The sequence below is a fragment of the Streptomyces bobili genome, assembly GCF_002154575.1.
Classification (GTDB): Bacteria; Actinomycetota; Actinomycetes; order Streptomycetales; family Streptomycetaceae; genus Streptomyces; species Streptomyces bobili.
In genome coordinates this window covers 1-13216 of the sequence record NZ_MUBA01000527.1, presented here as the reverse complement: position 1 = coordinate 13216, position 13216 = coordinate 1, and the positions used below count along the sequence as shown (strand labels likewise).

General features: G+C 72.2%; 13 protein-coding genes and 1 pseudogene. 3 read left to right on the top strand and 11 right to left on the bottom strand.

All coding sequences use genetic code 11. From position 1 onward, the window contains the following. Positions 1 to 36 precede the first annotated feature (36 nt). From truB to rimP, 7 genes are all read right to left on the bottom strand, one after another. On the bottom strand, positions 37 to 942 hold the full coding sequence (truB, locus tag BZL64_RS32625) for a tRNA pseudouridine(55) synthase TruB (RefSeq protein WP_086772728.1): 906 nt from the start codon (positions 940 to 942) through the stop codon (positions 37 to 39). Further along, entirely contained in the window at positions 939 to 1391 is a 453-nt protein-coding gene (gene rbfA, locus BZL64_RS32620) for a 30S ribosome-binding factor RbfA (protein ID WP_086772727.1), read from the bottom strand. Before rbfA ends, truB begins: the two co-directional genes overlap by 4 nt. A 44-nt stretch (positions 1392 to 1435) precedes the next feature. Continuing rightward, positions 1436 to 1732 (bottom strand): DUF503 domain-containing protein, encoded by a 297-nt coding sequence (locus BZL64_RS32615; protein ID WP_086772726.1) that lies wholly within the window; start codon positions 1730 to 1732, stop codon positions 1436 to 1438. 179 nt (positions 1733 to 1911) lie between these two features. Further along, on the bottom strand, positions 1912 to 5043 hold the full coding sequence (gene infB, locus BZL64_RS32610; RefSeq protein WP_086772725.1) for a translation initiation factor IF-2: 3132 nt from the start codon (positions 5041 to 5043) through the stop codon (positions 1912 to 1914). A 147-nt stretch (positions 5044 to 5190) separates the two neighbouring features. Next, complete coding sequence (locus BZL64_RS32605) at positions 5191 to 5487, bottom strand: YlxR family protein (protein ID WP_086772724.1); 297 nt, start codon at positions 5485 to 5487, stop codon at positions 5191 to 5193. A gap of 102 nt (positions 5488 to 5589) precedes the next feature. After that, positions 5590 to 6576, bottom strand: coding sequence for a transcription termination factor NusA (nusA, locus tag BZL64_RS32600; protein ID WP_086772723.1), 987 nt, complete (start codon positions 6574 to 6576; stop codon positions 5590 to 5592). Positions 6577 to 6578: 2 nt separating this feature from the next. Further along, positions 6579 to 7109 (bottom strand): ribosome maturation factor RimP, encoded by a 531-nt coding sequence (gene rimP, locus BZL64_RS32595; protein ID WP_086772722.1) that lies wholly within the window; start codon positions 7107 to 7109, stop codon positions 6579 to 6581. A 266-nt stretch (positions 7110 to 7375) separates the two neighbouring features. Here rimP and BZL64_RS32585 point away from each other — a divergent pair, with 266 nt between their 5' ends. Genes BZL64_RS32585 through BZL64_RS32575 form a run of 3 tightly spaced genes read left to right on the top strand, consistent with a single transcriptional unit; the run spans position 7376 to position 9381 of the window. Then, positions 7376 to 7933, top strand: a complete 558-nt coding sequence (locus BZL64_RS32585) for a hypothetical protein (protein ID WP_086772721.1) — start codon at positions 7376 to 7378, stop codon at positions 7931 to 7933. Beyond that, the gene (locus BZL64_RS32580; RefSeq protein ID WP_086772720.1) at positions 7930 to 8460 is read left to right on the top strand and encodes a ferritin-like domain-containing protein; all 531 of its coding nucleotides are present in this window, start codon (positions 7930 to 7932) and stop codon (positions 8458 to 8460) included. The genes BZL64_RS32585 and BZL64_RS32580 overlap by 4 nt, the downstream gene beginning before the upstream one ends. A gap of 27 nt (positions 8461 to 8487) precedes the next feature. Then, positions 8488 to 9381, top strand: coding sequence for an aminoglycoside phosphotransferase family protein (locus tag BZL64_RS32575; RefSeq protein ID WP_086772719.1), 894 nt, complete (start codon positions 8488 to 8490; stop codon positions 9379 to 9381). A 55-nt stretch (positions 9382 to 9436) separates the two neighbouring features. Here BZL64_RS32575 and BZL64_RS32570 read toward each other — a convergent pair whose 3' ends face one another. From BZL64_RS32570 to BZL64_RS32555, 4 genes and pseudogenes are all read right to left on the bottom strand, one after another. Continuing rightward, positions 9437 to 11140 (bottom strand): proline--tRNA ligase, encoded by a 1704-nt coding sequence (locus BZL64_RS32570; protein ID WP_086772718.1) that lies wholly within the window; start codon positions 11138 to 11140, stop codon positions 9437 to 9439. A 125-nt stretch (positions 11141 to 11265) separates the two neighbouring features. Next, positions 11266 to 11796, bottom strand: a complete 531-nt coding sequence (locus tag BZL64_RS32565; protein ID WP_086772717.1) for a GNAT family N-acetyltransferase — start codon at positions 11794 to 11796, stop codon at positions 11266 to 11268. 78 nt (positions 11797 to 11874) lie between these two features. Next, positions 11875 to 12723, bottom strand: a complete 849-nt coding sequence (locus BZL64_RS32560) for a GNAT family N-acetyltransferase (RefSeq protein ID WP_086772716.1) — start codon at positions 12721 to 12723, stop codon at positions 11875 to 11877. A 77-nt stretch (positions 12724 to 12800) separates the two neighbouring features. Next, positions 12801 to 13082 (bottom strand): annotated as a pseudogene (locus BZL64_RS32555) (aminotransferase class I/II-fold pyridoxal phosphate-dependent enzyme); the annotation flags it as partial. Positions 13083 to 13216: the final 134 nt, after the last annotated feature.

Sequence of the window (13216 nt, the reverse complement as noted above, 5' to 3'; positions counted from 1 at the left end):
GTTCGGCTGAGACCGCCCGGCAAGGGGAGGGCGGTCTCAGCCGAACACGGCCAGGCTCTTCGCCTTGCCCTTCTGTTCCTCCACGAGTGCCAGGAAGCGGCCCTCGGGGTCGAACACGGCGACCGCGCCGCGGCTCGTGTACTCGTCGGGCATCTCCAGCCGCACACCGTTGAGCAGCAACCGGGCCCGGCGCTCGTCCACGTCCCAGCGCGGGAACGCGGCCGTGGCGGCCTCCGCGACCGGCATCACCGTCAGCTCCTCCTGGAGCTGGTCGAGGGTGCGGGCGGAGTCCAGCTTGTACGGGCCGACGCGGGTCCTGCGGAGCACCGTGAGGTGACCGCCGACGCCCAGGTCGGCGCCCAGGTCGCGGGCGAGGGCGCGGATGTAGGTGCCGGAGGAGCAGACCACCGAGACGATCAGGTCCAGGACGGGGGTGCCGTCCTCGGCGACGGCGTCCCTGACGTCGTACACGGTGAACGAGGAGATGGTGACCGGGCGGGCCGGGATCTCGAAGTCCTCGCCGTCGCGGGCCCGCTTGTAGGAGCGCACGCCGTCGATCTTGATGGCGCTGACCTTGGACGGGACCTGCATGATCCGGCCGGTCAGCTTGGCGATCCCGGCGTCGATGGCGTCCCGTGCGACCCCGGAGGCGTCGGTGGAGGAGGTGATCTCCCCCTCGGCGTCGTCCGTCAGGGTGTTCTGGCCCAGCCGGACGGTGCCCAGGTACTCCTTCTCGGTGAGCGCGAGATGCCCGAGGAGCTTGGTGGCCCTCTCGATGCCGAGGACGAGGACGCCCGTCGCCATCGGGTCGAGCGTGCCGGCGTGTCCGACGCGGCGGGTCTTGGCGATCCCGCGCATCTTGGCGACGACGTCGTGCGAAGTGAAGCCCGACGGCTTGTCGACGATGACAAGGCCGTCGGGCGGGGTCTGCTTCGGGCTCATTCGGCGGCGTCGTCCGTCTCGTCGTCCTCGTCGGGCTTCCTGTACGGGTCGGCGCCGGCGGCGTATCCGGCGCCCGCGGACGCCTCGCGCACCTTCTCGTCGGCCTGGCGCGCACGGTCGAGGAGGTCCTCGATGGTGCGGGCGTTGTCCGGGAGGGCGTCGGCGACGAAGCTCAGCGTGGGCGTGAACTTCACGCCCGACGCGCGGCCGACCTCGGAGCGCAGGACACCCTTGGCGCTCTCCAGGCCCGCGGCCGCGGCCGCCCGCTCCTCGTCGTCCCCGTACACGGTGTAGAAGATGGTCGCTTCCCGCAGGTCACCCGTGACGCGGGTGTCCGTGATGGTGACGTGGGAGCCGAGCCGCGGGTCCTTGATCCCGCGCTGTAGCTTCTGGGCCACCACCTCTCGGATGAGGTCCGCCAGCCTCTTGGCGCGCGCGTTGTCGGCCACTGGTCCGTCTCCCGTTCTTTCTTCTCTTGCGTTCTCTGGTGTGGTCAGTCGTCGTGTTCGCCGTGGAGGCGGCGTCGGACCGACAGCAGCTCCACCTCGGGGCGGCCGGCGACCAGCCGTTCGCACCGGTCCAGTACATCGGTCAGATGCTCGGTGTCCCCGGACACCACGGCCAGGCCGATGACCGTCCGGCGGTGCAGATCCTGGTGGTCCACCTCGGCCACGCTCACCGCGTACTTGCGCTGGAGCTCGGCGACGATCGGGCGGACGACGGAGCGCTTCTCCTTCAGCGAGCGTATGTCGCCGAGGAGGAGGTCGAAGGACAGTGTCCCCACGTACATGTGTAACCGGTTCACCCGCCGGTACGGGATCGATGGCCCTGTCCTGAACGAACAGGGGCATCAGGAACGGTACCTCGATCCCGGCCGCGGCTCGACGGGGTTTTCCCCGCTCACCGCCGCCGGAACGCCGCACCGGCCGGCGGGGACAGCGCCCCGCCGGCCGGCACGAACCGGGGGTGTTACGCCCGCGGCTTCTCCCGCATCTCGTACGTCGCGATGACGTCGTCGACCTTGATGTCGTTGAAGTTTCCGAGGTTGATACCGCCCTCGAAGCCTTCGCGGATCTCGGTGACGTCGTCCTTGAAGCGACGCAGACCGGAGATGTTGAGGCTCTCCGCGATGACCTTGCCGTCGCGGACGAGTCGAGCCTTCGTGTTGCGCTTGACCTCGCCCGAGCGGACCAGGACACCGGCGATGTTGCCCAGCTTGGACGACTTGAAGACCTCGCGGATCTCCGCCGTGCCGAGCTCGACCTCCTCGTACTCCGGCTTCAGCATGCCCTTCAGGGCCGCCTCGATCTCCTCGATGGCCTGGTAGATCACCGAGTAGTACCGGACGTCGACGCCCTCGCGCTCCGCCATCTGCGCGGCACGGCCGGCCGCACGGACGTTGAAGCCGATGACGATCGCGTCGGAGCCGGTCGCCAGGTCGATGTCCGACTCGGTGACCGCACCCACGCCGCGGTGCAGGACGCGGATGTCGACCTCTTCGCCGACGTCGAGCTGGAGCAGCGAGGACTCGAGAGCCTCCACCGAACCGGACGCGTCGCCCTTGATGATGAGGTTGAGTTCCTGCACCAGACCGGCCTTGAGCGCCTCGTCCAGGTTCTCCAGGGAGAACCGGACTCCGCGCCGGGCGAAGTTGGCGTTGCGCTCACGCGCCGCGCGCTTCTCGGCGATCTGGCGGGCCGTGCGGTCCTCGTCGACGACGAGGAAGTTGTCGCCGGCGCCCGGGACGTTGGTGAGTCCGAGGACGAGGACCGGGGTCGAGGGACCCGCCTCTTCCACGTTCTCGCCCTTGTCGTCGAGCATCGCGCGGACACGGCCGTACGCGTCGCCGACCACCATGGTGTCGCCGACCCGCAGGGTGCCTCGCTGGACCAGGACGGTCGCGACGGCGCCGCGGCCACGGTCCAGGTGGGACTCGATCGCGATGCCCTGCGCGTCCTGCTCCGGGTTGGCCCGCAGGTCGAGCGAGGCGTCCGCGGTGAGGACCACGGCCTCCAGCAGCTGCTCGATGTTGAGCCCCTGCTTGGCGGAGATGTCGACGAACATCGTGTCGCCGCCGTACTCCTCGGCCACCAGACCGAACTCGGTGAGCTGACCGCGCACCTTGGTCGGGTCGGCACCCTCGACGTCGATCTTGTTGACCGCGACCACGATCGGCACGTTGGCCGCCTTGGCGTGGTTCAGCGCCTCGATCGTCTGGGGCATCACACCGTCGTTGGCCGCCACCACGAGGATCGCGATGTCGGTCGACTTGGCACCACGGGCACGCATGGCGGTGAACGCCTCGTGGCCCGGGGTGTCGATGAAGGTGATCCTGCGCTCTTCGTCGTTGACCTGGGTGGCGACCTGGTACGCACCGATGTGCTGCGTGATACCGCCGGCCTCGCCCGCGACGACGTTCGTCTTGCGGATGGTGTCCAGCAGTCGGGTCTTACCGTGGTCGACGTGACCCATGACGGTCACGACCGGCGGACGCGCGACGAGGAACTCCTCGCCACCCTCGTCCTCGCCGAACTCGATGTCGAAGGACTCGAGCAGCTCGCGGTCCTCCTCCTCCGGGCTGACGATCTCGAGGACGAAGTTCATCTCGTCCGCGAGGAGCTTCAGCGTCTCGTCGGAGACGGACTGCGTGGCGGTGACCATCTCGCCGAGGTTCATCATCACGCCGACGAGCGACGCCGGGTTGGCGCCGATCTTCTCGGCGAAGTCGGTCAGCGAGGCACCGCGCGACAGGCGGACGGACTGTCCGTTGCCGCGAGGCAGCATGACGCCGCCGACCGACGGGGCCTGCATGGCCTCGTACTCCTGGCGCCTCTGACGCTTCGACTTGCGACCGCGACGCGCGGGACCGCCGGGACGACCGAAGGCGCCCTGCGTGCCACCACGGCCACCGGGACCGCCGGGACGGCCACCGAAGCCGGGACGACCGCCGCCGCCACCGCCGGGACCACCGGGACGACCGGCGAAGCCACCGCCGCCACCGGCACCGGGGGCACCGGGACGACCGGCGAAGCCGCCGCCACCGCCACCGGGACGACCGGCGAAGCCGCCGCCGCCACCGGGACGACCGCCGCCGCCACCGGCACCGCCGGGACGACCGCCGCCGCCGGGACCACGACCGCCGGGACCGCCGCCGCCGGGGCGGGGGCCGGCAGCCGGACGCTGCGGCATCATGCCGGGGTTGGGACGCGGACCGCCGCCGGGACGCGGAGCGCCACCCTGCGGACGGGGCATGCCGCCCGGGGAGGGACGCGCGCCGCCCGCGGACTGCGGACGCGGAGCGCCGCCCGGAGCACCGGGCGAAGCGGGACGCGGGGCGCCGCCGGGTGCGCCGGCACCGCCGGGACGCGGACCGCCGGGACCGCCCTGCGGGCGCGGGGCCTGCGGACGGGCCATACCGGCGTTGCCGCCGGAGGTGAAGGGGTTGTTGCCCGGACGCGGACCGGCCGGACGCGAGCCCGGACGCTGAGCGCCGCCACCGGGACGCTGACCCTGCGCGGGGGCCGGGCGCTGGCCCTGACCGCCCTGCTGACCCTGACCGGCGGCCGGACGGCCGGCGGGACGGGGTGCGCCGGGACGCGGGCTCTGGGAGGCCGGCTTCTGGGCGGCCGGAGCCGCCGATGCGGCCGGTGCGGCCGGGGGCGCCGGCGGAGCGGTGAACTCCGGGGCGGCCGGGGCCGGACGCGGCGCGGGCCTGGGGCCCGGACGCGGACCAGAGGCCGACGGACCGGAGGCCGCCGGCGCGGGGGCCGACGGGGCGGCCGGGGCTGCCGGAGCCGCGGGTGCGGCGGGCGCCTCGGGCTGCTGAGCCGTCGGCGGCTTGGGGGAGGCCGGCCGCGGTGCGGCCGGACCCGGACGGGCCGCCTGCGCCGGTGAGGGCGCCGCGGGCCTGGGGGCTGCCTTGCGCGGGGCGGGCTTGCCGCTGCCGCCCTGGAAGGCGTCAGTCAGCTTGCGTACAACGGGCGCTTCGATGGTCGAAGACGCCGAACGGACGAATTCACCGAGTTCCTGGAGCTTGGCCATGACGACCTTGCTCTCCACCCCGAACTCCTTGGCGAGTTCGTATACCCGGACCTTAGCCACTTCGCTCCTTTTAGGTCCGGGTGTGTCCGGACCGTCGCTACTTCATGGGCGTACTCATCGCGTGCTCATCGAGTGCTCATCGCAATCTCGACCTACTTCCAACTCGCGGGGTACCAGAGCCGCACGGAGGTTCCGTGCGACGCCTTCTTACGGTGTTGCCTGTTCGGCAACGGTCGTCTGCTCGACGTACTGGCGCAACGCCTTTGTGTCGAGCGCTCCCGGGGCTCGCAACGCCCTCGTGAACGCCCGGCGGCGTATCGCCTGATCGAGACAGACCAGGGCGGGATGCACATACGCACCCCGGCCGGGCAGCGTACCGCGAGGATCGGGGACGCATGCGTCCTTGATCGCCACGGTGCGCAGCAGTTCCGTCTTGGCCGCCCGCTCCCGGCACCCCAGACAGGTGCGCTCAGGGCATGCTCTGGTGTGCGTCCGGCCAGACACAGTTAAGTCTACCTCCCCGCGGCGACCTCACCCCTTCGGGGCAGCGGTCGAACAGTTGCCGCGCGTATAACTGACGTGATCTGAGCGTGCTGCGGCTTGGATCTATTCCCCGGGCTGCTCGGTGTCGGGCCGGATGTCGATCCGCCAGCCGGTCAGCCGGGCGGCGAGGCGGGCGTTCTGGCCCTCCTTGCCGATCGCCAGCGACAGCTGGTAGTCCGGCACCGTCACGCGCGCGGAGCGGGCCGCCATGTCGACGACCTCGACCTTGGAGACCCGGGCCGGCGACAGGGCGTTCGCCACCATCTCGGCCGGGTCGTCCGACCAGTCGACGATGTCGATCTTCTCGCCGCTCAGCTCGGCCATGACATTGCGCACACGGCCGCCCATGGGGCCGATGCAGGCACCCTTGGCGTTCAGACCCGACCGGGTGGACCGTACGGCGATCTTGGTGCGGTGGCCGGCCTCGCGGGCGATGGCGGCGATCTCGACGGACCCGTCGGCGATCTCCGGCACCTCCAGCGCGAACAGCTTCTTCACCAGGTTGGGGTGCGTGCGCGAGAGCGTCACGGACGGACCGCGCACACCCTTCGCCACCCGCACGACGTACGACCGCAGCCGCAGGCCGTGCGTATACGTCTCGCCCGGGACCTGCTCCTGCACCGGCAGGATGGCCTCGAGCTTGCCGATGTCGACGAGCACGTTCTTCGGGTCGCGGCCCTGCTGGACCACGCCGGTGACGATGTCGCCCTCACGGCCCGCGTACTCGCCGAGCGTCGCGTCGTCCTCGGCGTCGCGCAGACGCTGGAGGATGACCTGCTTGGCCGTGCTGGCGGCGATGCGGCCGAAGTCGGACGGGGTGTCGTCGAACTCGCGGGGCTCCTGACCCTCCTCGAGGTCTTCGGGGTCCTCCTTCGCCCACACGGTCACATGACCGGATTCCCGGTCGAGCCGCACGCGCGCGTGGCGGCGGCTTCCGTCGGTGCGGTGGTAGGCGATGAGGAGGGCCGACTCGATCGCCTCGACCAGCAGGTCGAAGGAGATCTCCTTCTCCCGCACCAAGCCCCGCAGGGCACTCATGTCGATGTCCACGGCTACGCCTCCTCCTCTTCCTTCATGTCCTTGGCGACGTCGCTGTCGACATCGCTGTCCTTGCGGTTGAACTCGACCTGGACGCGGGCCTTGTCGATGTCGGCGAAGGCGAGCCTGCGGGCGGTGGCCTTGCGGCCCTTCACTCCGGGCACCTCGACATCGAGGCCGTCGTCGTCCACGCCGAGGATACGGGCGACGATCTCGCCGCCCTCGTGGAGCTGGAACTTCACCAGGCGGCCCGTGGCACGGACGTAGTGGCGGTGTTCGGTGAGGGCGCGTTCCGCGCCCGGGGTGCCGACCTCGAGGGTGTACTCGCCCTCGCCCATCGCGTCGCTCTCGTCGAGCTTCGCCGAGAGCGCGCGGCTCACATCGGCGATCTGGTCCAGGTCCGCTCCGGTGTCGGAGTCGACGATCACGCTCAGCACCCGCTTGCGACCGACGGAGTCCACGGCGATCTCTTCGAGGTCCAGTCCCTGGGAGGTGACGAGCGGTTCGAGCAGTTCTCGCAGCCTCTCGCTCTGGGTGGTGCTCATCCGGGTGACTCCTCGGCCGCGTGTGCTGTTGTGGGATGGGTCGCGTGTCTGGTCAAAGGGTATCCGGTCGCGGGGTGTGTTGCCGTCCACCGAGTGGCCCACCGGCGCCCGGCGACACCTGCCGACGCCCGGCGGCTCTCGCCGGGAGGGGCGGTGCCGGTGAGTGGTGCGGGGCCGGGGCGCGGGTACGGTGATCACGGGCCTGCCCGTGCGTGATCGGCCCGTGATCGGTTCCTTTCGTACGAGATTCCCCGAGGACGTCTGCCGTGCCGTTCCCGCCGCCTGTGCGCACCCTCTCCGGGCCGCGCCGAAGAACTCTGCTCGCCTCGGCCGCCGGGGCCGCCCTGATGGCCGGGTGCTCCTCCGGCGAGGGTGGATCCGGGAAGGAGAAGCCGGGCGCCGGCCCGTCGGCGTCGGCCCAGGAGCGTGCACGCGCGCGTGCGGCCTCGGACAGTGCGGGGCTGCTGGAGCGCTACGACGCCGTCCTCGCCGTCCATCCGGCGCTGACGGCACGGCTGGCACCCCTGCGGGCGGAGGTCGCACGGCATGTGGCGGCGTTCGGGGGCGCGGAGCGGCGCACCAGGACGTCACCGTCCGCATCCGCCTCTGCCTCCGCTTCTCCGGGTGTCCCGCCCGCGCCTGCCGTCGTCGTTCCCGCGAACGCCAAGGACGCGCTCGCCGACCTGGCCGGAGCCGAGCGGGCCCTCTCCGACCTCCGGGTCGCGGCGCTCGTGGACCTGCCGGGCGAGCCGGCCCGGCTGCTGGCCTCGGTGGCGGCGTCCGGGGCGGCGCACGCGTACCTGCTGACGGAGGGGGCCCGATGAGCGAGCGGAACACCGGCGGAGTGACGGCTCTCCAGGCGGCGCTGGCCGCCGAGCACGCGGCGGTGTACGGCTACGGGGTGGTCGGCGCCCGCATCCAGGAGGGACGGCGCACGGAGGCTCGGGCGGCGTACGACGCGCATCGGGCGCGCCGGGACGCGCTGGCGCGTGAAGTGCGCGACCTGGGCACCGAGCCCATCGCCGCGAGCGCCGCGTACGCCCTGCCGTTCGCGGTGCCGGACTCCGCCGCGGCGGTCCGGCTCGCCGCCGAGCTGGAGGAACGCGTCGCCCGCGTCTACTCCGACCTGGTTCGGGCGGCCACCGGTGCGCGGCGCCGCGAGGCCGCCGAGGCGCTGCGGGAGGCGGCGGTCCGTGCGGTGCGCTGGCGCGGCGGGAGCGTAGCCTTCCCTGGTCTCGCGGAGCGGGCCGATGCCGGGAGCGACCCGGCCGCCACGGGTGCCGGGGCCCCGGCGACGAAGGCGGGCTCGGCAGGACCGACACCGCCGCACACCACCACACCGCCGGCGTAGGCCGGAGCAGGAAAGGACGACTCGCGTATGGCCTTCGAACCGCCGCAGCGTCTGGTCAGGGCGCTCGGTGAGAGCGCTCCGGACGGTGACGACTGGTTGGAGAAGCTGCCGGAGACGGTCCGAGAGGCCGTCGCGCCACGCGAGTTGACCGTCGAGCGGGTGCAGGTGCCCGGTGGCCGCAGCAGCCTGGTGGTGCTGGTGCGGTGCGCCGACGGGACCCCGGCCGTGCTGAAGCTGGCCCCGCCCCGGTTCCGGCCGGAGGCGGAGCGGGCCGCGCTCACCGAGTGGGGCGGCCTGGGTGCCGTACAGCTGCTGGAGGGGCCGGTGGAGGAAGGGGTGCTTCTGCTGGAGCGGCTGCACCCTGACGTGTCGGTGCGGTCGTTGCCCGAGGCCAAGGCGCTGCTGGAGGCGGCGGGGACGCTGCGGCGGCTGTGGGTGGAACCGCCGGCCGGGCATGTGTTCGAGACGGTGGCCGAGCGGACCGGCAGGCAGGCCGGGGCGATGCGTGCGCGGGCCGACGCGGAGGTGGGGCCGCTCGTCGACGCGGCGCTCGCGGCACGCGAGGAGCTGCTGGCGGCGCCGCCCGAGCACCGGCTGCTGCACGGGACGTTCCGGCAGAGCAAGGTGCTCGCGGGGGAACGGATGCCGTGGCTGGCCGTGGGGCCGGACCCGGTGGTCGGCGAGTGCGCCTTCGACCTCGCGCGGCTGGTCCGGGACCGGGTGGAGGACCTGATCGCCTCCCCGTCGGGGGCGGCGACGACCCGGCGGCGGGTGAAGCGGCTCGCGGAGTCGCTGGAGGTGGACCAGGAGCGGCTGCGGGGCTGGACGCTGTTCCGGGCGGTGGAGTCGGGCGTACGGGCGCTGCGGGTGGGGCGGCCCAGGGACGCGGAGCTGTTGCTGGAGTTCGCCGGGTGGGTCTAGGCCCTGGTCCTGGGCGGGGTGCCTGAAGGACACCCCGCCCTGGACGCCTCGGCGGCTAGGCGGTCGTGAGGCGGGCGATGGCCTCGTCCACCGTCAGTTCCTCGCGCTCGCCGGTCCTGCGGTCCTTCAGCTCCAGGACGCCCTCGGCGGAACGGCGGCCGGCGACCAGGATCTTCGGTACGCCGATCAGCTCGGAGTCGGTGAACTTCACGCCCGGCGAGACCCCGGCCCGGTCGTCGACCAGGACGCGCAGACCGGCCGCCCGCAGCTTCTCCGACACGTCGAGGGCCAGCTCGGTCTGCAGGGCCTTGCCCGCGGCGACCACGTGCACGTCGGCCGGGGCGACCTCGGCGGGCCAGCACAGGCCCTTGTCGTCGGCGCTCTGCTCGGCGAGGGCCGCTACCGCGCGGGAGACGCCGATGCCGTACGAGCCCATGGTGACGCGGACCGGCTTGCCCTGCTGGCCGAGGACGTCGAGCTTGAGGGCGTCGGCGTACTTGCGGCCCAGCTGGAAGATGTGGCCGATCTCGATGGCGCGGTCCAGCTTGAGGCCGGTGCCGCACTTGGGGCAGGGGTCGCCCTCGCGGACGACCACGACGTCGACGTACGCGTCGACCTCGAAGTCACGGCCCGCGACGACGTTCTTCGCGTGCGTGTGCTCCTTGTTGGCGCCCGTGATCCACGCGGTGCCCGGCGCCACGCGCGGGTCGGCGATGTAGGTGACCTTCTCCAGGCCCTGCGGGCCGACGTAACCGCGCACCAGGTCGGGGCGGCCCACGAAGTCCTCGGCGGTGACCAGCTCGACGGTGGCCGGCGCGAAGTGCGCCTCGACCTTGCCGAGGTCGACCTCGCGGTCGCCGGGCACGCCGACGGCGACGATCTCGCCGTCCACCTTGACCAGGAGGTTCTTCAGCGTGGCGGAGGCCTGCACGCCGAGGGACGCGGCGAGGGTCTCGATCGTCGGGGTGTCCGGGGTCGGGATCTCCTCGGCCGCGGGCACGGCGGAGCCGTCGACGGGCTCCGACTCGTACGTGATCGCCTCGGTGTTGGCGGCGAAGTCGCAGTTCGGGCAGTCGGCGAAGGTGTCCTCGCCGGCCTCGGCCGGGGCGAGGAACTCCTCCGACTTCGAGCCGCCCATGGCGCCCGCGGTGGCCGCGCAGATGCGGTAGTCCAGGCCCAGACGCGCGAACACCTTCTGGTACGCCTCGCGGTGCAGGGCGTAGGACTTGGCCAGGCCCTCGTCCTCGGTGTCGAAGGAGTAGGAGTCCTTCATGAGGAACTCGCGGCCGCGCAGGATGCCGGCGCGGGGGCGGGCCTCGTCACGGAACTTGTTCTGGATCTGGTAGAGCATGACCGGCAGGTCCTTGTAGGACGTGCACTGGTCCTTGACCAGGAGGGTGAAGATCTCCTCGTGGGTGGGGCCGAGGAGGTAGTCGCCGCCCCTGCGGTCCTTGAGGCGGAACAGCTCGGGGCCGTACTCGTCCCAGCGGCCGGTCGCCTCGTACGGCTCCTTCGGCAGCAGGGCGGGGAGCAGGACCTCCTGGGCGCCGATCGCGTCCATCTCCTCGCGGACGATCCGCTCCACGTTGGCGAGGACCTTCCTGCCCAGCGGCAGGAAGCTCCAGACACCGGCGGCGGTGCGGCGGACGTAGCCGGCGCGGACGAGGAGCTTGTGGCTGAGGACCTCGGCGTCCGCCGGGTCGTCGCGCAGCGTCTTCGCCATCAACTGGGACATGCGCTGGACCGGTGCGTTGGCCATGGTGTACGAACTCCTGCCGATCGGGATCCCCCCGCTCGAACCGGGCCGAGAGTGGGGAGGGTGCTGGCTAGGAGGTTAGCCGGGAGCCCCGTGCGGCCGGAAATCCATTGCCGGTGGCGCGGCCGTCACGGGCGGCGCAGCGGGAGGGGGGCGCCCATCACGGCGTACGGGCGGGGCGCGCTGGGGAAGAGGACGCGGCGGGCCAGGTCCTGGTAGCCCAGGGAGTGGTAGAGCGCTCGGGCGGGGCTGTCGATGTCGATCGCGGAGAGGATCGAGCGGGGCTGGGCCGCGGTGTCGGTGATCGTGGTGATCAGGGCCCGGCCGGCGCCACGGTTCTGGTGGGCCGGGTGGACGTGGAGTTCGGTGATGACGAAGGAGTCGTCGAGCCAGACGTCGTTGCCGTTGGCCCGGAGGTAGGGCTCGACGACGGTGGACCACCAGTGGGCGCGGTCGTTGGGCATGCCGTAGACGAAGCCCACGAGTCGGTCTCCGACGGTCGCGCCGTACGCTCTCGCGCCGGGGCTGGTCATGTGGCGCAGGACGATCTGTCTGCGGACGGCCACCTCGTCCGGGCCGAGTCCGAAGGCCACGGCTTGCACTGCGAGGGCCTCGTCCACGCGCGCGGGAAGGTCCAAGGGGCCGATGACGAGGTCCATGGCGGGAGCCTACAGGGGGGTTTGCGGCGGTCGGCGGGTGTGGAGCGGATGCCGATCCGGCGGCGTGCCGAGGGACGTTCAGAACAGGACGCTCATGAACGCGCCGACCTCATGGAAGCCCACCTTGCGGTACGTCCGCCGCGCCGTCGTGTTGAAGTCGTTGACGTAGAGACTGACCACCGGGGCGATGTCCGCCAGCGCGTAGCGCAGTACGGCCGCCATGCCGGGGGCGGCCAGGCCCCTCCCCCGGTACTCCGGGGCCACCCAGACGCCCTGTACCTGGCACGCCTTGGGCGTGGCCGCGCCGATCTCGGCCTTGAAGACGACCCGGCCCCGCTCGTCGACGCGGGCGAACGAGCGGCCTGCGCCGACGAGTTCGGCGACCCGCGCCTGGTACAGCAGGCCACCGTCGCCTGCCATCGGGGAGACGCCGACCTCCTCGGTGAACATCGCCACGCACGCCGGCATGATCGTGTCCATCTCGTCCTTGCGGATACGGCGCACGTAGGGGTCCGCGGCGATGTCGTCGGGCATGCGGTCCGTGACCATCAGGGGCTGGCGGGCGCGGACCTCGCGGGCGGGACCCCAGTGCGGTTCGAGAAGGCGCCACAGCAGGGCGGTGGCGTCGGCGGGGCCCACGATGGAGGAGCAGCGGCGGCCGGCCCGGCGGGCACGGTCGGCGAAGGCGCGGACAGCGCGGGGAGTGGCGCAGATCGGGACGAGGTTGGCGCCCGCGTAACAGAGGGACGTCAGCATGCCGTCCTCGTACCAGCCCCACATCTCGCCGCCGAGCCGCCACGGGTCCAGGCCCGCGACCTGCACCCGCGAGGTCACGAAGGCGTTGGTCACCGGCTCGCGGTCGAGGACGGCGAGGGCGGCGTCCAGGTCGCTCGGTTCGAGGACCCGGGAGGTGGTCTGCGTCAACACGTGCGGGGCCTCACACTGGGGTCTGCCTGATCTCCGCACTGTACCCGGTGGGCTCGGAGGGCGCCTCGTACAGGCGCTTACGCGGGAGGACCTCCTCGCAGGCGCCGTAGGGCGGTGCCGAGGGTTGCCACACCTTCGCTGATGTCGGTGGGCGCGCTCGCCGCGTAGCCGAGGACCAGCCCGGGTCGGGACGGACGTTGACTGTGCCATGAGAGGGGATGCGCCTTCACGCCTCGCGCCGGCGCGGCGGCGGCAAGGTCGGTGTCGGCGAACTCGGTGTCGAAGGTGATCGTCAGGTGCAGGCCCGCCGCGGCGCCGTGGACGACCGCGTGGGGGAGGTGGGTCGTGATCGCAGCGACACCGCGCAGGCCACCGGGACCTTCCACTACACGTTCTTCAGGGCCGTCGCCGTGAACCCCCGTCCGGCGTCGCCACCACGGGCCGATGACCGTCGCCGTCCTTACGCGTGTGTGCGACGCCGGACGGGGGTTCA

Excerpts from the sequence above, each read along its gene's own strand:
- BZL64_RS32580 (WP_086772720.1), top strand. The coding sequence starts at position 7,930 with ATGAGCGAGCGGAACACCGGCGGAGTGACGGCTCTCCAGGCGGCGCTG.
- BZL64_RS32565 (WP_086772717.1), bottom strand. The coding sequence starts at position 11,796 with ATGGACCTCGTCATCGGCCCCTTGGACCTTCCCGCGCGCGTGGACGAG.
- BZL64_RS32615 (WP_086772726.1), bottom strand. The coding sequence starts at position 1,732 with ATGTACGTGGGGACACTGTCCTTCGACCTCCTCCTCGGCGACATACGC.
- truB (WP_086772728.1), bottom strand. The coding sequence starts at position 942 with ATGAGCCCGAAGCAGACCCCGCCCGACGGCCTTGTCATCGTCGACAAG.
- BZL64_RS32575 (WP_086772719.1), top strand. The coding sequence starts at position 8,488 with ATGGCCTTCGAACCGCCGCAGCGTCTGGTCAGGGCGCTCGGTGAGAGC.
- rimP (WP_086772722.1), bottom strand. The coding sequence starts at position 7,109 with ATGAGCACCACCCAGAGCGAGAGGCTGCGAGAACTGCTCGAACCGCTC.
- BZL64_RS32570 (WP_086772718.1), bottom strand. The coding sequence starts at position 11,140 with ATGGCCAACGCACCGGTCCAGCGCATGTCCCAGTTGATGGCGAAGACG.